The organism is Pseudoselenomonas caprae, assembly GCF_008271345.1.
Classification (GTDB): Bacteria; Bacillota; Negativicutes; order Selenomonadales; family Selenomonadaceae; genus Selenomonas_A; species Selenomonas_A caprae.
Genome location: NZ_VTOZ01000018.1, coordinates 34,658 through 57,321 on the forward strand (window position 1 = coordinate 34,658; position 22,664 = coordinate 57,321).

General features: G+C 51.3%; 5 protein-coding genes. All 5 read left to right on the plus strand.

The features are described 5' to 3' along the window. Positions 1 to 148 precede the first annotated feature (148 nt). A complete protein-coding gene (locus tag FZ041_RS09375) occupies positions 149 to 1,606 on the plus strand; it encodes a nicotinate phosphoribosyltransferase (protein WP_149189370.1) in 1,458 nt (485 codons plus the stop codon). A gap of 29 nt (positions 1,607 to 1,635) precedes the next feature. Beyond that, positions 1,636 to 2,487 carry a shikimate dehydrogenase gene (locus FZ041_RS09380; RefSeq protein WP_149189371.1) on the plus strand — a complete coding sequence of 284 codons (852 nt, stop codon included), beginning with the start codon at positions 1,636 to 1,638 and terminating at the stop codon, positions 2,485 to 2,487. Positions 2,488 to 2,654: 167 nt separating this feature from the next. Next, positions 2,655 to 2,816, plus strand: coding sequence for a M15 family metallopeptidase (locus FZ041_RS14575; protein ID WP_222931153.1), 162 nt, complete (start codon positions 2,655 to 2,657; stop codon positions 2,814 to 2,816). 91 nt (positions 2,817 to 2,907) lie between these two features. Next, positions 2,908 to 4,566, plus strand: a complete 1,659-nt coding sequence (locus tag FZ041_RS09390; RefSeq protein ID WP_255449332.1) for a ShlB/FhaC/HecB family hemolysin secretion/activation protein — start codon at positions 2,908 to 2,910, stop codon at positions 4,564 to 4,566. Between the two features lie 77 nt (positions 4,567 to 4,643). Continuing rightward, a complete protein-coding gene (locus tag FZ041_RS09395; RefSeq protein WP_149189374.1) occupies positions 4,644 to 22,664 on the plus strand; it encodes a hypothetical protein in 18,021 nt (6,006 codons plus the stop codon).

The following is a 22,664-nucleotide window of genomic DNA, read 5'->3' on the forward strand; positions in this document are numbered from 1 at the left end:
GGGGCGGTGTATCGTTTGGCAGAGCAGACGATGCACCGTTTTTGTGTGGAATATCCGTATTTTTTTGCCATAGCCAGCGCGGAATGATATAATTAGTCCTGTATATTTTTTTATGATGCGGCTGAGCTGCAAACAGGAGGTGTCTTTTTTGACACAATTTGACAAACGAAACATTACCATGATGATGGATTTTTATGAAATGACCATGGCCAATGGTTATTTCCAGGATCATGATAAGGACGTACAGGTGGCCTTCGATGTTTTTTATCGTGCGAATCCCGACAAGGGCGGCTTTGCAATCTTTGCCGGCTTGGAGCAGATTATCGAGTACGTGGAGAACATGGAGTTCTCGAAGGAAGATGTCGAGTATTTCCGCCAGCAGGGGATCTTCTCGGAGGAGTTCCTGCAATATCTGGAGAACTTCCATTTCTCGGGCGATATCTATGCGCTGCCGGAGGGCACGATCATGTATCCGAATGAGCCGTGCATCACGGTGGTGGCACCTCTTATCGATGCGCAGCTCGTCGAGACGGCAATCCTCGCGCAGATCAACCATCAGTCGCTGATCGCGACGAAGGCGCGCCGCATCGTCAAGGCAGCCAACGGCCGGGCCGTGTCGGATTTCGGTGCCCGCCGGGCCCATAACATGGACGCAGCGACCTATGGCGCGCGGGCTGCCTATATCGGCGGTGTCGTCGGCACGGCTACGGTATCGGCCGGCCAGATGTTCAACATCCCGATTTCGGGCACGATGGCCCATAGCTGGGTCATGTTCTATAAGGATGAGTATACGGCCTTCAAGAAATATGCCGAGACGTATCCGGATGCGACGGTGCTGCTGGTCGATACCTATGATGTCATCCATTCGGGCATCCCGAATGCCATCCGCGTGGCCCATGAGGTCTTGGAGCCGATGGGCAAGCGCCTCGTCGGCATCCGCATCGACTCGGGTGACCTGGCGTACCTTTCCAAGCGCGTGCGCAAGATGCTCGACAAGGCCGGCCTTGAGGACTGCAAGATTGTCGTCTCCAACAGCCTGGACGAGTTCACCGTGACGTCGCTGCTGAATCAGGATGCCTGCATCGACAGTTTCGGCATCGGCGAGCGCCTGATCACGGCGAAATCCGAGCCGGTATTCGGCGCGGTCTACAAGCTGGCGGCTGTCGGCGAGAATGGCGAATTCGCACCGCGCATCAAGGTCTCGGAGAATATCGAGAAGATCACGAACCCGGGACTCAAGGACCTTTACCGTGTCTACGATGCCGATGGCCATGCCGTAGCAGATATGCTCGCGGTCTGCGGTGAGCCCATCGACCTTTCCCAGCCGTTCCGCTATGTCGACCCGGTCAAGCCGTGGAAGAACCGCGTGTTTGAGGGCTGCACCATCAAGAACCTGCGCAAGCTCTACGTGCGTCAGGGCAAGCGCACGGAGGAGCTGCCGACTCTCGATGAGATCCGCAACTATGTCAAACAGCAGCTCGAAAATGAGATTTGGGAAGAGGAACAGCGTTTTGAGAATCCGCACCGTCATTATCTTGACATGACGCCGGCTTACTACGAGCTCAAGATGGAACTCTTATCCAAGACGCGTGAGGAGCATGCCTGAGTAGTTGCTGAGGCAAAGGAGGTCATTGTATGCTTACGGGAAAGACGAAAAATCTCGGTGTGTTGGGCTGGCCGATTGCACATTCCTTGTCGCCGGTCTTGCAGAATGCAGCCATCGGCAAGGCGGGTGTTGACTATGTCTACACGGCATTGCCGGTACGGCCTGAAGATTTGCCCGCGGCTGTGGCAGGTCTCAAGGCGCTGCAGTTTCGCGGCTGGAATGTCACGATCCCGCACAAGACGGCCATCATGCCGCTGCTGGATGCTATCGATGAAGATGCGCGCATCATCGGGGCGGTCAATACCGTCGTCAATGATGATGGTCATCTGACGGGCTATAACACCGATGTGACGGGCTTTATCCAGGCACTTGTCGATGCTGGCTTTGTGCCGCAGGGCAAGACGGTGGTGCTCTTAGGCGCAGGCGGCGCTGCCCGTGCCGTGGTCTGGGGGCTTATCAAGGCAGGGGTGCAGGCCATCTATATCGGCGTGCGCAGCCCTGAGAAGGTGCAGCCGCTGGTGGATGAGTTCAGCGCCTATGGAACGCTTACGGTTAGCCATTGGGAAAGTGAGGATTTTGCCGCTAAGCTGTCAGCCGCTGACTTGCTGGTCAATACTACGCCGCTGGGTATGACGCCTCATGTTGACGCCATGCCGCCCGTTGACTGGTCAAAAGTCAAAGCTGATGCCTTTGTCTACGATATCATCTATACACCAGCTGAGACGCGTCTGCTGCGTGAGGCACGCGAGTACGGCCATCGTGTGCTCAATGGCGAGGGAATGCTCGCCGGCCAGGGCGCGGCCGCCTTTGTCAAATGGACAGGCGTGGCGCCAAATGTGGAGCTGATGAAAGCCAAACTGCGGGCAGCACTTGCTACGTGACAAATAAAACTATGAACACCTCGAAATCCTATGAAAGGGTTTCGAGGTGTTTTTGCATTGTGAGGGCAGGTATTTATGCTGGTGGCAGCGAATTTTCAAGGGTGAGAGGGGGATGTGAAATGGCTGTGCAAAAATATTTGCGCGCATCAAGGGGAAATCCTACAAGGATGATTGTACGTTGCCACTGGATCGATAAGGATTCCCTGCCATATAAGTTGTTTACGGAACATGGATTTACCTGGGGCGGAGATTGGTCAGACCGCAAGGACTATCAGCACTTTGAATTGCTGATAGCATTGACAGAAATCCTCTATCCTGACAATAAGTGAGATCGCTTAAGGAAAAGAACAAATAATACGATATATAAATAAGGGATAATGAAAATAACAAAACAATATTACAATAAACAGGTGATAACTGATGAAAAGATCTGATTCGATTTGTTTGGTGCTTGCTTTGGGATTACTAGCAGGAGGCCAGGCGACTGTTGCTGCGGAGTCAGCAGGTGGCATGGATGCTGGTGCGCAGATGGAGCGTGACCGCAGGGATATGGAACGGGAACGAGTGATGGAACAGATTGCCGAGGACGAGGCTGCAAAGAAGAACAAGGTGGAAAAAGAAGAAACGGCGCCTGCGGATGATAACGGCACAGACATCAGCTTTGAGTTGAAGAAGGTTAAGTGGAGTCCCTCGGAAATCTTGACATCAGAGGAAATCCAGGCTGTTGTGGATGCTTACATCGGGCGACAGATTACGGTAAAGGATCTGTGGGCCATGGCCGAGCAGATTACAGGACTTTATAAGGATAAGGGGTATATGACCTGCGGAGCAGTCCTGCCACCGCAGCGGATTCATGAAGGCGTCGTGGAGATTCGTCTTATCGAAGGCAAAACGGGAGAAGTCAAGATCACGGGCAACCGTCATACGAAAACCGGCTATATCACGGATAGGCTGGGACTGAAAGCGGGGGAGATTGCCAACGTCGATAAGCTGAACCGCGACTTGCGTTGGTTCCATGGCACCAATGACATGCAGCTCCGAGTGGTGCTGAAGCCTGGCAACAAAGAAAATACAACCGACTATGAGATCATAGCCTTTGAGCCGCAGAACCAGAATGTGACCCTCTATGTGGATAACGATGGGTACGAAAGCAGCGGACGATGGCGTGAAGGTCTTTTCTATAATATGAAAAGTTTGACTGGTCAACGAGACGCTCTATGGACAAGTTTTATCCGCAGTCAGGGCACTAAGGCCTGGTCCTTGGGGTACAGTTTCCCAATTTCTAAAAAAGGGATGCGGCTGGAACTCAACTATTCGGGCAATACGACGAAAGTGACAAATGGGGAGCTAAAGCCTTTAGGGGTTCAGGGTAAGTCGAGTTCCTTGTCTTTGACTTGGCGTATGCCCTTTCATATAACGGAGCATTCCCGTCATGAAGCAGGTTTGCAGTATGTTCGTCAGACGGCGAAAACGGAACTCGGACATGGCACTGCACTGGTGGTGCCTTGGGTGGATGATACGATACAGCGGCTAATACCGTATGTTTCGTTTACCCATTATGGGGATTCTTCCGTGTTTTATCATAAACACTCCTTTGTACTGGCTAGACGGAGTGACATAGATGGCGTCTCAGAGACGGCCAAGATTTACCGTCTGAATTCCTTTTGGCAGAAACGTTACAAGAATGGTCAATTCTGGCAGGGAAGGATCGATGGACAGTGGGCAGCCGATGATTATCTGGCCGCATCCGACCGCTTTTTCATCGGTGGTGTCAATAGCGTCAGGGGCTACGAGGAAGGTTTTATCGGCGGTGACCGCGGCTTGACGGCAAGCATTGAGTATCACATTCCCTTAGACAAGGTAAAGCGTTTCACTGTGTTCCCTTTCTTTGACTGGGGGACGGTAGCTGGGGATACAGCGCCGGAACATCGGACTTTGATGAGTACTGGTGTAGGAGTTGAGATGCGGTACAAGCATTTGTACAGTACCTTTACGATTGGTTTTCCAATAAAAAAGAAATTTTATGATAACTATCTGGACAGCGCAAGAGTGGATTTCAGTTTGTCGGCAACGTTCTAAGCTGTGGGTAAATCCTAGGCTGTCCTGATGAAATTGGTATATTAAAAAGATGGATAGCTGGAAAGTGGGGGCTTACTATGGCATACGGATATAAAATCACAAAAGAAGATAAGGATTGGACGCTCACTTCGGTGCCTCATATGGAGTGGACTCCAAGAGGCGGACGCAGAAAATCGCGGGCCAAAGTACGTCAGCGGGAATGGCAGCATATGCTCGTTTCTCTGGCGATGGCAACGGGAGTGCTTGCGTCTCCGTACACCATCAGTGAAGCTGCGATTACCAGAAAAGATGGTACACCCATAAATGCTACGGATAATGTCTACAACATTGATCCAGAAGGGCAGGGGAATGGACTAGCCTACAATCGTTTCAGGGACTTCGATTTGGCTCAAGGACAGATCGCCAACTTGAAGTTTAATACTGCCATTCTTGCCAACCTGGTGCAGAATAGAATCTTCATCAATGGCATTGTCAATGCTGTGAAAAGTGGACAGATTGACGGACATCTTATGTTTCTGAGTCCTAACGGGATCGCCGTGGGGGCAACAGGCGTCATCAATGCGGGACAGTTTACAGGTATTGTGCCGACTCAAAGGGATTTTGATAAGTTATATAACGCTGCCAATCCTGCTACAGATATTACTGTGGCAGCTATTGAGAACCTCGTTTATGCCAATGACAAGGGCATTGACATCAGTGGACATATCAACACCCATAGCGGTGTAATGTTAGGGGCGGGCATCATCAATATCAATGATGGTGCCCAAATCCAGAGTACAAAAAAACTGGATTTTACTAATTTAGTAAATATAGAGGGTGGGGGAAGTGCGGGCTTAGGCACCCTTACTGCTGTTGCCGGGGATGGCGGCGATATCATCCTGACGGCTAGACAGGAGTCTGCTGTCAAGGACACCAAGCCTGTCTTGAAGGAGGATGGCACGCCGGAGAAAGATGAAAATGGCAACGACAAGACCGAGGCTAATACCATCCATTGGCGCGACCGTTCCACGGATATTTCCGCGGCCGTCAATATCGGCACGGATGCCACTGCCAAAGGTGTTTTCATCACCAGCAGTGATGGCGCCGTGAAACTTACGGCGGAGAGCAAGAGCACCTATGAAGACAGCACACCTATGACCCTGACAGACACCCTGAAGGGCATTGTGCTGGGCGAAGACACCATTGCCGAGGGACTTATCAACAAACTGGCTGGAGCAGAGTCTTCGGCCAACAAGTACCTCTATGTCAATTATGCCAGCAAGACGAACAAGTCTGCTATCAACGTCGGCAAAAATAGCACCGTGAAGGGAAATAGCATCGACATTGGGGCCAAGTCCACGGTGGAACTCAAACAGTCCATTGCTGTACCTAAGGCGGAGAAGAAGGACAGCGATGGCAAGGAGCAAAAATCGGATTCTGTGTTGCCCATCGCGACGGTGGCCGTTTCCCGCGTCTACAATAACGCCGATATTGTCATTGATGGTAAGTTGCAGGCCACGGGAAAAGATGGCGATGGCAATGCCATCACCATTGCCGCCGATGCCACTACTACGGCCAGCGTCAAATCAACCGCCAGCGGTGGGGCTAATACCTCAGCGGTAGTAGGCGTGGCTGTCCTTGCTGGCGACACCAAGGCCAATGTGGCTGTAAATGCGCCGCAGGGGACAGATGAATCATTTAAGGCAGAAACTGGCAAGGCTGCTATCAAGGCTGTCACGAACAGCAATATTGCGGTAGAAGCAGGGGCTACTGGCGCAGGCAAGAGCTATGTGGTATCCACCGTGGGCGTAGCTAACTACGACAACACTGCAGCGGTGTCGGTTGACCGTTCTATCAAGGCTGGGGCAGTGGATATCGCGGCCGAAAATAAAGTCAGCGGCTTTAAGATGACCGTGGACAATACCCTGAAAGCTGCTGCGGCAAATGAGGGCGGCAAGGATACTGCCCAGACCAGTGATGAGGATAAGGCAAAGGATAATGCCGATGCAGCGGCAGAGCAAAATGCCTCCCATTCTGGGGATGACAACAAGAAAAAGTCCGCCAATCCTGAGAAGACCATCCAGGATGCTTCGGCAGATACCACGAAAAAACAGGCTGGCGATGCCCAGGAAGGTGTTCAGAAGGTCAAGGACAAGGTGGAAGGCACCAATAAGAGCGGCAGCAATGAGGCAAAGACTTCGGCCTTTGGCCTTGGGGCCAGTGTCGGTGTTGTGGCCAATAAAAACGATGCCAATATCACCCTGGGGAAGAATGCTGTCATTATGGCTACGGCAGTAGAAAATGGGGCAGACGGTGGGGTTAATGCGAGTGCCAAATCCCTGATGACTGCTTCTGCCGACAAGGAAGACAGTCTGCAATTTACGGTGAAGAATGCCCAGGCCAACTCGGCCAAAGTGGAGATTGGTGCTGCTGTACTGGTCAGCAACGTGAAGAATAATGCCAATATCCTGCTGGATAATGAGGGGGATAAGTCTGCCCAAATCAAGGGTGAGGCCGTATCGCTGGGGGCTGTGGCAGGAATGGGCGAGTATGAAAAAGATTCCGAGAAGAAGACCAGCAGCCTGTCTTATGCGGTGAGTAACGAAGAGAAAGCGAATAAGGATAAACCGGCTACGGTGGTGTTGGACGGTTCGGTGGGGATTAACAACCTGCAGAATAACGCCGTGGTTCTTTTGGGACAGAAGAGCCAGCTGGAAGGTTCTGCCCTGACCTTGTCTACAGATGCCACCACCAAGGCGGCGGGAAAATACGGTGGCGAAGAAGATAACAGCAAAGTAGGTATCGGTGCCACGGTGGGCATCCAGAATATCAGCGGCAACAGCTTGATTATGGCGGGAAAGGAAACAGTACTTACCGGAGCCCAGGTGAGCGCTACGGCTAACAATTCCATCGACGCCAAGAACGAAGTCAAAAATGCTGGCAAAGGGGATTCCTTTGGCATTTCGGGCATGGTGGCGCTCTCCTATGGCGATAGCAATAGCATCGTGTCTTTGGATGATGAGGCCACAGTCAATGCTCCGGTCATGGCTATGCTTATGGCCGTCAATTCCACCACGGTGGATAACTCTGTCCGCAGTGAGTTCACGGGAAAGGAAAGTTCCAAAGCTTTTGGTATCGGCGTGGGCATTGTCAATTATGATGTAAACAGCCTGGCTATGGTAAGCGATAATGGCAGTGGGATCAGTGCACCCGCAGGAGATAAAACGGATGCGGAAAAGGCCGCTCAGAAAATCTATCAGAATGCGACGCTGGCTCGCAGTGTTGCTGGCGATACCTTTTCGGGGAAAATGGGGGACGCTACTGCCAGCGGCAACAAGGGAACCATCACCACGGGGAATCTCTCTGCGTCGGCCATAACCCTGGGCATGATACAGAACGATGCCAAGGCCAAGACCGTCTCCACTAGCGCCGAAGACAAGGCAGAGAATGCCAACGAACGGAAGGATTCGGAAAAATGGACGAATTGGTCCCAAAAGGGGAAAGAAGGGGCGAATGACGCCAAGAAGAATACGGAAGATTTGGAACAGGACAAGGTAGAGGCTCAGAATGAGTCTGCTGCTCCCACCATTGGGGAAACGTCCCAGAAGAATAATGCTTCGGGAGCAGGGAAGGAAGCAAGTTCTGCTGCCAATCCCGATGAAACGCCGAAGGATGATGGGGCTGCTCCTGCTGCCAATAAGAGTGTCGGGGCGTCCATCGGCATCGAGGGCAGTGCGGCCTTGACTTTCCTGGATGGCCGGACGGATGCTGTCCTCGACAATGTGACGGTGAAAAATGCTGACGAGGCTGCAGTGGAGTCTGTATCCCTGTCGGCTACGGATTTCCTCGGTGCCATCACCACGGGGGGAACGGATATCAAGAACTCCCTAAAATCCGGCAGCTCTGCCACCAAGGTGGGTATTGGCGGCACCTTTGCCATGAACAGCTCCAATCGGGATGTGGATGCTTTCCTGCGCAATGTCAATTTGCCACAGGTGAAGTCTGTCCAAAATTCCGCCTCCAAGACGGGCCTTGAAGTAGTGGCAGGCATGGGAGTCAGTGCCTCTAAGGGCAATGGCACCAATGTGGCCGGTGCCGGAGCGGTGTATTACAACCGGGCCGAGCAGGATATCCATGCCCTGCTGCTGGATAATATCATTATCTCTGACGGTACGGGAACCATCACCAGCAAGGCTGTCAGCACCGATTATCAGATAGCAGGGGGCCTGGCGGCCAATTCTGCCAGCGGCGAAAACACCAATGTGGGCGTAGGCGGCGTGGTGGCCATCAGCAATTTGGAAAACAACCTGTCTAGCGCCATCATCGGCGGCAGCTATCAGAATCTAAAGTCCGTGGATATTGAGTCCCAGAAGGGCACCACCCAGATTGATGGCGCCCTGGCCGCTACTTATGCCGGGGGCAATAGCGGATACGGGTTTGAGGGGGCCTTTGCTTACGGCAGCGTGAAGAATACTACCAGTGCCTATATTTCTGGCGCTACCATTGTGGGAGCTCAGGACAGCATAGTAAATGTCAAGGCCGGGGAAATCCCTGTCCAAAAGACGGAAGAACAGCGCAGCACGGAAAAAGGGCAGATTGAAAACAAAACCAATCTCACGGACATTATCAAATCGTTGCTGAAAGCTTCGGTGGATGCGGATAAAACGAATAAGGAAAAACTGGAAAATAAAGGAATAGACACCACCGGGAAGAGCTATCTCGATACGAGCAGTGCATCATCTTCCCTGGATGATGACGCCAAGACTACCGACGAGGGTCGGATTGCGGACGAGGCCGCTGGCGATGAAGATGCAGCCAAAGACGAATTGGGCAAAAATCATAGCCTGACCATTACGGCAGCTATGGCTGGAGGCTGGAACGGAAATGTCGGCGTCGGTGCGGGAATTGCCTATAACTATGTGAAGAATGACCTGGCAGCGGATATCAAAGGTTCCACCATTACGGCTGATACAGTAGCGGGGGAGGCCGCCAGCGATTCCAAGATTATTTCCGTGGGCGCAGGCGTTGCCATTGGCGGCAAATCCTTTAACGGAGCCGGTTCCGGCAGCTGGAACGACCTCAAGAATGATACGAAAGTCACTTTTAAAAACAACACCATCACCGGGAAAAACATCAGCGAGCAGGCACAAAATACCAGCTCCATCATCAATATCGCCGGGGAAGTGGCCGGCGGAAAGGGCATGGCTATGGGATTGTCCCTGGCCTATAATTCCCTGAACAATACCACGGGAACTTATCTGAAGGGCAATGTTATCACCCTGGCGGAGGATGCGGATAACTCGGTCAAACTGGCAGCTGCTAACCAGGGCAAGGCTTTGGCGGTGGCTGGCGGTGTCGATGTTAATATCAGCCAATCCACTTTTGGTGCCGTGGGAACCGTGGCTATCAACCGGGGTGTCAACAACACGGAAAGTATCGTTGACGGCAAGGAAAACGGCGAAAAGACGAAACTCGACAAGGTGAAGGAGCTTTCCGTCACTGCTGAAGAGCTAACCAAGAAGACCACCGTTGCTGGCAGCGTGTCAGTAGGCGGCAAGAAAGTGGGTATCGGCGGTGCTGTGGCCTATACTTCGGTCGGGACTGATGGCACGAGGGAGAAACTGCGGGCCGAAATCAATAATGCGGATATCACCACCACGGATGCTGGTACGATTGAAGTTTCTACCAAGGACAGCAAGACGGAGGGGACGAATACGGACAAGTCCCGCATCATTACTGTGGGGGCTGGCTTTGGCGTATCCTGGGGCAGCAATCTCTTTAATCTCCAAGGAGGCGCTGCTGTCTCGGATATCTATAAGGACAGCCTAGCTGCGCTAAACAACACCAACATCAACGCAAACAATGCGGATAGTCATCCCATCATCAATATTACCGCCGATACCAAGAGTAAGATCAATACCGTCGGTGTCGGCGGCACGGTTGATATCAATACGGAGGTAAAGGGAACGGCGGGCGTTGCCATTAACCGCCTGTATCAGGATACCAAAGCGGAAATGGCTACGGACAGCGGTACCACCACGGTCAACGCAGGACTTACCCAGGTGCGCGCTGCTGGCGATGGTGATATCCATTCCGTAGGTGTCGGGGGAACTGTGGGCGTTGGCGGACAAGTTGCCTTTGCTGGTTCCGGCAGCTACAACTACATTGATAACAACGTGAATGCTATCATCAAGAATCAGAATCTTGCCATGGATAGCAGTGTGGGCATCGTGGCCCAAAGTGACGACCGTCTCTACAACTTCGCCGGCGGTTTTGCCATTGGCGCTAACACCAAGGCGGGGATTGGGGCGGCAGTTTCCATCAACAAAATTAGCGGGAATACTAATGCGCTGGTACAGGGAGGCTCTTTGCAAGCCGCCGATACTGGTTCTATTAAGGTTACCCGTCCCCAGGACGAAAATCTCTTTACCACGGAAAAATTGGATCTTACCACGGACAGACAGCGCCTTAGCGAAAATCGCAAGGAAAAAACGAAGTCTGGTATCGTGGTGGATAGCTCGGCTGCCCATACCATCATTTCCCAGCTGGCTTCCGGCGGCGTAGCGGCCTCGGGCAGCGTGGGCGTCGATCTCGCGGGCACGGTGAACCTCAATACCGTCCAAGGGAATACTACGGCCAAAATCCAGGATACAGTGCTTAATGCCGAAGACAAGCATTCGGATGTAAATGTCAACGCCGTAGATTATACCAATTTCGGCTCCTTTACTGGCACGCCAACCGTAGGCGCGGCGGCAACGGCAGGAGTTTCCGTTGGTGTGTCTGCTAACTGGGAGACCTTTGACCGGACGACGGCAGCAGAGATTTCCAGCAATTCGGCCAAGAAGAACCTCTATGCCAAGAATCTCACCGTGGATGCCACGGCCAAGCACGGTTCCTCCGGACTGTCCTTTGCAGGGGCTGTGGGAGCCGCAGCAACGGCGGGAGTGGCTTCTGGTGACAGCATCATGCGTCATAGCAATACCAGCACTACCAGTGCGTTGCTGAGTAATATGAACGCGGTCTTTGACGGTACGGCAGAAATTAAAGCGGAGCATCTTGGTAACAGCCGCGCCATGAACATCGGTGCAAGTTTGGCTGGTGGCTATGCGGCCGTTGCCGCGGGAGCCGGTGTGGCTGTTATGGACGATGCCTCCACCGTTAAGGCCGAGGTGGATAGCAGCGACTTGAAGGCCAAGAGCAGCACCAATGGCAAGAACATTTCGGTGCTGGCGAAGAATGAAAACAATTGGAAGAATACGCTGGTTACCGCCAGTGCAGCGGTTGGCCTTGGCGCCGGCCTGGCTGCTAACGTGGGCATTAACAACACCACTGGTGAGACTGCGGCGCTGGTGACCAACAGTCAGCTTGAAGCGGAAAATGTCACGGTGAAAGCTGCGGATAAGCTGGTGGCAGATGCTACGGGCGGTGTTGGCGCTGCCGGTGTGGGCGGCGTAGGTGTTTCAGTGGCACTGAACAATATCAACAGCAGTGTCAGTGCCCATGTGTCCGGCGGTTCCGTCAAAGCGGCGAAGGATATTGCGGTAAAAGCGGAAGAAGAGCGCCATTTTGAGAGCAGTGTGACCGGCGCAGCCGTTGGCGGTATTGGTGTAGGGGTCAACGTAGCGGTTACTTCTGTGGGCAAGGGCATCACCCAGGCCCAGCTTAGCAATGCAAAAGATGAAAATGGGAATACCACGAGCGTCAATAATACTACCCAGAATGAAATCAACATTCATCTGAATGGTTCCCAGGGCGTGAATAACGCGAAGGGGGCTCTAGGCGTCGATGGCGCGAAGTTCTTCGGCCTGAGCGACAAGGACAGCGACCTCAATGCGGCTAAGAATGCACAGGTAAGCCTTGACGTGCCCAAAGCCAAGTCCGATAAACAGGGTGTTCATACGGGAGTCAATCGTGCCCTTTTGACGGCGGCGGAAAATGTCAATGTTACGGCCCAGGAGACCAACGACATTACCGCGAAAAATGTAACGGTCAATGTGGGCGGAACGGCTGTAGGGGTTACGGATGCCATCATCCACACGAATTACGATACGGATGTAACCGTAAGCGGTGCCACCATCACGGGCAAGGAAATTAACATTAATGCGTTGCAGGGGCAGAAAAATAACGGTTCGGAAATCACGGTGACGGCGGTCAGCGTGGGGGCTGGCCTTGGTGTGGGCGTCGGTTATGCTGGTATTGTCAATAAGGGCGCTACGGATGTCAATATCACGGGCAGCACCATTGAAGGCACGGAGAATGTCATGGTCAAAGCCCAGGATGACAGCAAGAGCAAGACGCAGATCACCAATGTGGGGGTTGCGGCGCTTAATGTCACTACAACCTTTGCCAGTGTAGAAAATAAGAACAATGTGGGCGTAACACTGGCTGGAACGAACAACATTTCCGCTGCCAAGAATATTACGATTGACGCTAAGAGAGCTAATATGCTGGAAGCCCATACACAGGGCGTCGGCGTCGGTGGCGTCAATGTGGCAGTAAACCACGCCACCATTGAGGACGGCGAAAAGGATGATAAAGGAAAGATAATCGCGGGGAATGCTACGGCCAAAATCACGGGCACGACCAACATCAAGGGGCTGGATGATAATACCAGTGCCGCGAAGTTCCATTTTGGTGCAGCCAACGATACGACGGCGAAACTCAGCGCAGGCAATACTGCTGTCTCCATTCTCGGCGTAAGCCGGATGCGGGGCAAAGGAGTCATGAATATGGGGGCTGAGGTAAGTGTGGCTGGTGGTTCGTTCAACGCCAAGACGGTGGAGTTTACTTCCCAGCTAGGAACCGCCAATGGCCGTACTCTGGAAGGTAACGTGAAGGGGCATAATGTCTCTGCGGTGGCAGTGGCCCCGGATGCGGTGGTACTGAATACGGATGCTAAATCTACGATTAATGTGGCCAACAGCACCTTTGATAAGGAAACCAATCTCATTTTGGATAACAAGTCTTATGTGGACCGCAAGGCCTATATCTATGGCGTTACGGCAGGTGCTGTGGCAGTAGGCAATACTAGTGCAGATATCGTTGGCAATGAGACGATGTCAACCATCTTGACGGGGAAGAACGAAACCACGAAGCTGAATAGCTTGCAGGTAATGTCTAATGGCCAGAACATTGGCAAGGCTTTTGCAGATGCAGGTGGCGGTGGAATCGTGGGCTATGTGGGTGCCCATGTGGACAACAAATCTACCAATAAAGTCACCAGCAGCCTTAGTGGCAAGTGGGAGGTAGCAGATGAAGTTTCCCTTAGCGCATCGCAGAATGATGAGGTGCGCCTGACGGCCTCGGAAGGCCATGGCGGCATTGCTGGCGTGGGCGGCACCAGCGTGGATAACACGATTGATACCACCACCAACGCCAATGTGGCAGATGGTACGGTAATCAATGCTGACCGCGTTCGTATCGGCACGTCGAATGCCGTTACCACTGGGGCCTATGACGATACAGACTCCAAGGGCAACAAGGATGAGCAGACCTATACGTTGAAAGACCATTTCGGCGGTGTCATTTCTGGCAACCGTCTGCGCAGCCTGCTGGACGTTACGGAAAACGGCACAGTCAACATCGGTAAAGACGCGAAAATCACCACTAACAATCTGCAGGAATATGTTGCCTCCTCGCAGAATAACCTGACGAATCTGGTGCAGGCTAAGGGCGGCGGTGCCATCGCGGTCACAGACGCAGTCAGTGACATCGATATTGATGTCAATAATAAAGTCAATGTGGCCGGTGGGGCGACCCTCAGCAATGAAAAGGCGGCATCTGCAGAGGATATTATCCTGGCCGCTTATGACAATCAGACGATTAAATCTCATGTGGATGGAACGGTATATGCCGGAGTTGTCAGCCCCATCGTGGCCAAGAACAACATCGACATGAACCGCAAGAGCGATGTGACGGTGGCAGGAAATATTGCGAGCAGTGCTAATGTGGGCCTTTATGCGGGGGCTAACAAGTATGGGGCCCTCTCCAATCTGAATGCAGATTTCAAGTCTGGCGCCTACAACTATTCGGTTATTTCCATCACTGTGCCCAGGGTGAAGTATGACATCACTGCCGACAAGGGAATGGTAAATGTCAGCGGTATTGTGCGTTCCACCAAGGACATCAATGTGATTGCCAGTGGTGGCAAGGAAGAGATTGTCAAGGACGAAAGCCTCTGGAACTGGGCCAAAGGCGGTTCCAGCACCGACAAGAAGTTCCTGACCTCCGATGCAGTTTCTGCAGAAGAGTCCTTGCCGAAACTGAGTACAGTCAATGTCACGGGCTCCCTTATTGCGGGCACGGCTGATCCAATCAACTTGACCATCAGTGGCTCTGTTGCTGGCGGCCTTCACTATACGGCGGATAACAATATCACGAATCAGCGGCTTGTGCAGGGCATCACCAAGGGCACCTTTGATTATGCCAACACCTTAGGTGAGAGGCTTAGAGAACTGAACAAATTGATTGCTGCCTATAACGGTGATAGTACGAAAATGGCGGCTTATATCGCCGAGCGTGATAGAATTCAAAGCGAAATGGTGCGCTTGGGGCTTACGGAGAAGGATGAAAAAGGCAATACGGTGTACCTTAGCTCTGGCCGTTCGGTTTACTACGTGGAAATCCCGGATATTGCTACCAGTGGCGGCAATATCAACGTTCAAGCCAATGATCTGACGGGGACAGGGAATCTTCATGCCAACTCTGCTCCATCTGTAACCATTACGAACGCATCGGATGCTTATCTGAAACTGAATAACATCCTTATGGGCGAGCAGGGCGGCAGCATTATCTATAATAAGGATAATGTCATTCCGCCGGGGGCAATGCTGGGCAATGAGAAGATCAACTCGGTCAATGTTCATAAAACAGGAGCAGCTTTCAAGGAAATTTACGGCAGAACTGATAGCACAGCTGCGGGCCTGACGGTGAAAAACACCAAGACCTTCAGTGGTGATAAGACCAGCACTATTTCCTTGACACCGGAGTTGGAGCAGGAGATCAACAATAATACTGAGATGACGTCAGAAGAAAAGACGAAATATAAAAAAGCAATCGAAAATGGGGAGATGAAGTATACCGCCATCACCGATGTGGAAGTGAATGGCAAGATCAGCAATTTCTATGGCAATGTAACTATCAGCAACGCCAGCGGAGATATCCGCATCAGCGGTGGCACCAAGGAACGTCCGACAGGCATAGAGGGAAATACGGTGAAACTTATCGCCGCTAATGGTACTATTGCCCAGGACTACAAGGAGGGTATTGTCAATATCAACGGCGACCCAGAGAAATATTTGGCGGATAAAGCCACTGCCATGAAAAATACTCTTGGTCTGAGTGATACGAATAATGATAAAAAGAATAAAGAGGAAGATTATACGCGTTCCGATAGCTCAAATGTGGCTACAGGCTATATCGCTGGCCGGGACGTCTATGTATCTGCAGCCAATATCAACGTGAATGGGCTTATTCAGAGTGGCTACAAGACTTATGCTGCTACGGTGACGGAGGATCAACTTACTACGGCTAAGACGAGACCGGCCAGCCGGGCGGCTGTTGTCCAGAACCGCACCATGTACGAGGTCAATGATGGCGGTGCAAAGTGGAACAGCACGGATAAGGTCTTTGACTATGTACCACAGGTCTATTGGGATCCCTCTACAAACAAACTGGTGGTGGAGGATATCGACACCCAAGGCGGCAAAGTCTATCTGACGGGTAAGATTGCCAGCACTGGTGATGGCAGGATCCTGGCGGCGGATGGCGCAGCGGAAATCTCTGTAATCAATCAGACCAATCTGGATATGAACGTGGGCAATGTCCTCAATAATCAGCGGGAAGGCGTTATTACCATTGCTGATACGGCTAAGGATACCTGGACCGAATACAAGCGGGGGCAGACTCGCACCATCGATAACTATGCCACTTACTTGAAGAATCACGCTGGCGACACGGATGTCTATGCTGGTGCTGTGAAAACAAGTAATAACCTTGCCGTTGGCAATAACAATACTTTGCAATATGCAGTACAAGGAAATCAGGCCTATACATGGGTTAATGGCAACAGTGTTGAGACCACTAGAACATATCAGCATTATGAGCGGCGCGGTATGTGGGGCCTGGTACAGACGGCAGATGAAAGCACACTGAACGGCTGGACCCAAAATTCGACTCCTATTGACAAAAAAGAAGGGGCGAGATTAGGTTTGCCGGAAGGTGCTGTGATTACGCAGAGCAATGGTGTTCCGGCAAGCGGTAAACTGCACCTTGATGGAAATACCAGTGTCCTGAGTGAAAGAAGTTTTGACCACAATCATTGGGTTACTCGTTCCGGGTTCCTGGGCTGGTTCAAGCACATTTACGATCGGTGGAAAGTCGGTACCTCCACGATTCAGCTCTATAATTATTCTCTCAATGCCTCGCAGCCTATCACGATTGGCTTGATTGGTGCGGAAACGGGCAAGATCGACATCAAGAGCACCAATGCTACTGGTGGTAACATCAATTTGATGGGCAATGTGGCCAATTCTCATAACCAGGCAGCGCTGACGGTGAGCTCGCAAGCTGGTGGCATCTTCCAGAATGATGGCACTACCTTGAAGAGTGAAATCGTGAATCTGACGGCGAAGAATGATATCAAGAATATCCATATCACTTCCATCGGAGTGAAGGATGCAAATGGTCATGTGACGGACAATATCAAACTCGATGCCGTTTCCACTGGTGCGGGGGATATCGATATCACCGCTGTGGGCGGATTGCTGAACAATCAGTCCCTGCCGGGGAATGTGGAAATCGTGGCGCTCAAGAGCCAGGATGGAAATGCCGCTTTCAAGAAAGATGCGGCTCTTGGTGATGTAGCCCTGAATGCCGCTGGGAATATTACCCAGTCGGGCAGTGGTACCAGCGTAGAAGGCCGGGGAATCTATTTGACCAGCGCTAATGGTGGCATCGGTACGGAAACGCAAGCTATCAACCTTGCCGCTTCGGATCTGGTATATTCTACGGATCGTTACGGTGCACAGGTCAATGCTGATGCCAAAGGCAGTATCTATTTGACCGAAACGGCTGATGGCGGCGACATGCGTGTGGGCAGGATTGAATCCCAGGAAGGGGATGTGAAACTGACCGTTGCTGATGGCGGCTTTGTTGACGCGCTGCCAGGTGATGATAGATCCCGCTTTACGGAAAGTGTTGACAATATGGTGCATCGCTGGATTGATGCCGGGCTGATTGATGGCGAAAAGGATGCACAGGGAAACTATACCTACAAGGGGGCGTATATCGAGGGCCTGGAGAAGAACCGCGATGACTATAAGGCGAATGTGGAACTTGCTTATACGAACAAGACCAAGGCACAATGGCAAGTGGAATACGACAATCAGCAGGCGGCGGTAAAGGGAATCTATGATTCCGCCGAATATCGTAACTATCTTAGCAATAAGGCGAAGTATGACCAATTGACCCCGGATGAGCGCAGGGAACTGGCCGACAATAAGGACAGTGCTTTCCTTGCCTATGCAGAAAGTGCAGAGAAGTATAACCAGTACAGTAGCTATGAAACGGCAGAGGCATATCTGAAAGATACTGCTGCATACAAGTATTCACAGTATGATAATGCCGACGCTTATCTGGCAGCAGATGCCACTTATCAAGACTTGGTGAATAAGGCAGCGCATCCAACTTTTGAATGGACGAAGGATATGATGCTCTATGCCGTCAGCGACAAGATCGTGAATCCGGATGGTGGCGGCAGCCTCCAGACAGATCGGGCGGCTAATATTCTTGGCAAGAATGTCACCTTGTCTGCTACCAAGGGCGCAGTGGGTACTTTTGCTAATCAGTCCAAGACGATTACCGTGGATGAACTGACAGGTAACGATAACATTGCCAAGATGAAAGAGCTCATGAATGTAGATGCGTCTGACGTCACTGCCCATCGGGATGCCGACGGTAATCTGTTGTTCTTTGAAATCAAGGGCAACATGCCATTGGGCGTAAAGGCTAGCGGAACTTTAGACGTGACGGCAGGGGGCAATATCTCTGTGGCGGGCCGTAAGGATGCAGCCGGGGAGCATTCTGCTATCAACGTTGGCACCATTGATGCTACCCAGAATAGCGCAACAGGCGATGTGCGCCTGCATTCTGAGGAGGGAATCTATAATGCCAAGACTGCAGACGTTACCAATATTACAGGCAACAACCTGATCCTTACTGGCGGCAAGGAGAGTATCGGTACCGCAGATAAGCCTTTGAATGTTTCCCTGATTGGGGATTTGACTGAGGCACGTGCCCAGAAGAATGTGTTCATCAAGAACATGAACAATAATGATTACCTCCGTTTGGGAACTATGTTTGCAGAAGATACTATTTCCTTAAACAGTGACAAGGGATTCTTGATGAGCAATGCCAATGCGGATATTGCTGCGTCGTACATCAATGCCGGAAAGACGCTGGCGTTCAATACGAATGTCAATACCGGTATCGTAGGTGATGCAGACAATGCTATCCGTGTGCTGAACGATCGTGCTGCTGTGAACATCGCGGCTGAGTCCGCCCATATAAAGGGCCTGGGCAGCCTGGCTCAGGGCATACAGAATGGCACCTTGGTCTTGGGCGACATCAAGACGGTCGGTGAGTTCACTGCTGTCAGTGAAGGCTCCTTGACTGTGGGCCGTGAAGAGGAGAAGGACAATGCTGGAACTGTCAAGAAGGAGGCGGTAGCTGGTGCTATCACTGCCGGTGGCCATGTAAACCTTGAGGCTGCAGACAGTCTGACCCTTGACGGCAACGTGAAGGCAGAGGGGAAGAACTTGACGCTGAAAGCGGTTAATGGCGATATTGCCCAGACGGATAAAGGGGCCATCATCGCTGATAAGGTCAAGACCTTCAATGGCAAGTCCCTGCTCCTGGAAAATGAAGAGAATGCCTTCAACAGCATTGAAGTGGACGGCATTGAAACCACGGCGGCAGAAAAGCCGGATATTGCTGGCAATGTGCGCATCGTAGATAACGCTGACGCCTTGACTACGGCTGTCAAGCGGAAGGTGGCAGGGGATATCTCTATCATCAACCTCCGTGACAGCGGCACACTGACTAATGCTGGCAACTTTATCGCCACGGGGGATATTGCCCTTAATGCGAAAGGTGATTTGTCACAGGCAGCAGATACTACCATTGCAGCTGGAAAGGATGTAGCGCTGACTTCGGTAGGCGATGCTATCCGGCAGGCTGCTGATGCAGGCATCCAGGCTGTCAATATCACTGCTACCAGCGCCAAGACTGTTGATTTGCAGGGCACAGGCAACCAGTTCGAGGCAATCACCGTACAAAGTTCCGTGGCGGATGCAGGCATCAATGGCAGCGTTCTAGTCAAGGATAGTGCAGATAAGCTGGCGCTTTCGGTGCAGCCCGTTGTCAATGGCAATATTGCGGTAGAAAACTTGAAAGCGCAAGGCACGCTGCAAGTCTTGTCGGATCTTCAGGCCGCAGGCGACGAAGCAGCTGCTAAGGGGGATATCACGCTGAAATCCGACGGCAGCATGCAGACGGACAAGAAGATTACAGCAGCCAATAATGTGGCGTTCACCTCCACCACAGGTAATGTGTCTATCAATGGTGACATTACCACTGGAGGAAATATGCCTGATATGAATGAAGAAACACTTGCGTTGGAAGGTCCACATAATTCTCTTGTCATTCATGCAGGTGGCGCTGTGGATGAAGCAGCAGGCGTGAACATAACAGCGCCGGTGGTAGAGTCTTACAGCGGAAATGGCGTATCCCTGGAAAGCGTGAAGAATGGATTTGTAGTATTCCTGGCGGATGCTCTGGAAGGAAACACGGCGATTAATGGCAGTGTCAAAGCTGTGACTAGCTGTGATGATACCTTTACGGTAGGGGTAGGGACAAGTATTCGTGGCGATGCGGAATTTACGAATCTCCATCAAAATGGTGAATTGGGAATTCTGATCAAGGAGCCTGATGATGATAAGGAAATTAAGCTCCTTGGCGGCAATGGCGCCAAAGGCAATCTGGTCCTGACGGCCAGTCAGGATGTGATGTTGCTAGGAAATGTCAATGCGAAACATGATATTGTGATTGACAGTAACAAAGGCGGCTCTTTCTATGGGCTTGGCAGAGGTATGGTGGCAGGAAACGATGTCAATGTGTCAGTGGGCAATGCGATTCAATTTATTGGAACCATTGAGGCAGGACATGATATTGACATGCAGGTCCAAAAGCCTATTTTCGAGGAGAGCGGCATCCGGATTGCTAACTTGTCTAGTGGAACCTCTTTACTTACAGCAGGCAATGAGGCTCGCTTCAATGTGAACGGCGACGGGGACATTGAGATGTGGGGCAAAGTTGAAGCGACGAAAGATGTTAATATTAATATTTCCGGTAAAGGCAATATCGATATTGACAATTCAATCCAATCCAAGGATGAGAGTGTCTCAGTGCAGACAGGAGAAGGTGATATAAGCATTGGTACCGATAATATGACAGATGATGAGACAATAAAGGCGAAACAGAACGTTACTGTTGGGACCAATCTTGGCACTGTCTATATTTTGGGACAGACCATCACGCAAGATGGCGACATCACGATGAAAGCAGGAAAGGAGACCTATGAAGAAGGTACGGCTCATAGCAATTTCATCATCAGAGATGATGGCAAGCTAGTCTCTGGTGGAGGCATTGGCCTTTACGGACGTAATGGCGATATCGAGATCACGGATGACATTCAGGCCACTAAAGGTATTACCGTTAATATTGCCGAGCAAGGTAATGCTAGTTTTGGCAGGGAGTTGTCTGTTACAGAGAACGTGGATATTTCCACAGATAAAGGCAGCATTACTGTTGGTCATACTGTCAACTCGGATGAAGGGACGGTTAATTTGCATTCCGGCAACGGCGATATTGAAGTACTGAAGGCAGTTACCGCTGGAAAAGACATCGATGTTACCACCGTACAGGGTAATATTCTCATTGGCGACAATGGTCCAGACGTTCCAACTGTGACGGCAAAACAGAACGCTACCGTTGGCACTGGTCTGGGAATTGTTACCATCTATGGCAAAACCTCAGCGGATCTGGAAGATGTTACGCTATACGCTGGTGCAGCTCAGTACAACAGTGATGAACATACAATCATCATTGAACAAAATGGTATGGTGGAGGCCGGCAGAGATGTTAATCTCGGCGCATTGAACGATGATATACTTGTCACTGACAGGATTCATGCGGGGCGGGATGTGAACGCTGCAGTTACGGGTAAAGGCAGGATTTTCTTCCCTGGTGATGAAGTGAAGTCGGAGAAGGAAGTCTATATATCGCTGGAGAATGGCGATCTTTGCCTGAATCTTGCAGACGGCAAGAAAGTCACGCTGCGGATGGAGAACAATTCGGATATATCCTATGTGGGTGAAATCAAGGCGAATGCCAACGGTACAATGGAAGCGGATATAGACCTGACGGGCAACTATATCCGTATTGGCTCGATTGCTAAGAAGAATGGCGGCTCAACGTTCCAGATTTCCGCCATTGGCGCAAATGGGGAGAGATACATTGCTGAAGAGTTCTCAGTAGATAGACTGAGTTCTGCGACTGGTTCTTGGATGCCTACGCTTTGGTCGAAGAATGGTTATGTGCATATTGATGAGGGCAGTTTCAAGTCAAGTGATTTGCTGGCAGGCAATAAAATTCATCTCGATAATGCGCAGACCGATGTGGCCATCTATGGACGCACCCCGACTAGAGATGGTGAACAGCTGGTTTACTGGAACAATTTGGATTGGGCCTACAGAAAAGCACGAGTCTTCAATCTTTATGAAGATGGAAGACTCCGGACAAGCCGGACTGTTTTGATTGATGCCGGTAAGAATCTCACAAAACTCTACGGTGATAACCTTAGTGTAGTGGATATGATGCGTGAGCGTGTAACCAATACGCATGGTAATTTCACTTTTGACAGCAAGCTGTTGACAGAACCAGGCAGCACCTTGCGGGAACAAGTTTTCTTTGAGATGGAGCCTGCTGCTGCTATCCGGCAACAGCAGGCAGGTTATGGGGAAATCTTAGTGGAGAAAAAAGACGGTAAAGAGGAGACTTGA

What these genes read in the sequence shown, in the direction of transcription:
- FZ041_RS09380 (WP_149189371.1), top strand. Translation starts at nt 1,636, where the DNA reads ATGCTTACGGGAAAGACGAAAAATCTCGGTGTGTTGGGCTGGCCGATT.
- FZ041_RS14575 (WP_222931153.1), top strand. Translation starts at nt 2,655, where the DNA reads ATGATTGTACGTTGCCACTGGATCGATAAGGATTCCCTGCCATATAAG.
- FZ041_RS09390 (WP_255449332.1), top strand. Translation starts at nt 2,908, where the DNA reads ATGAAAAGATCTGATTCGATTTGTTTGGTGCTTGCTTTGGGATTACTA.
- FZ041_RS09395 (WP_149189374.1), top strand. Translation starts at nt 4,644, where the DNA reads ATGGCATACGGATATAAAATCACAAAAGAAGATAAGGATTGGACGCTC.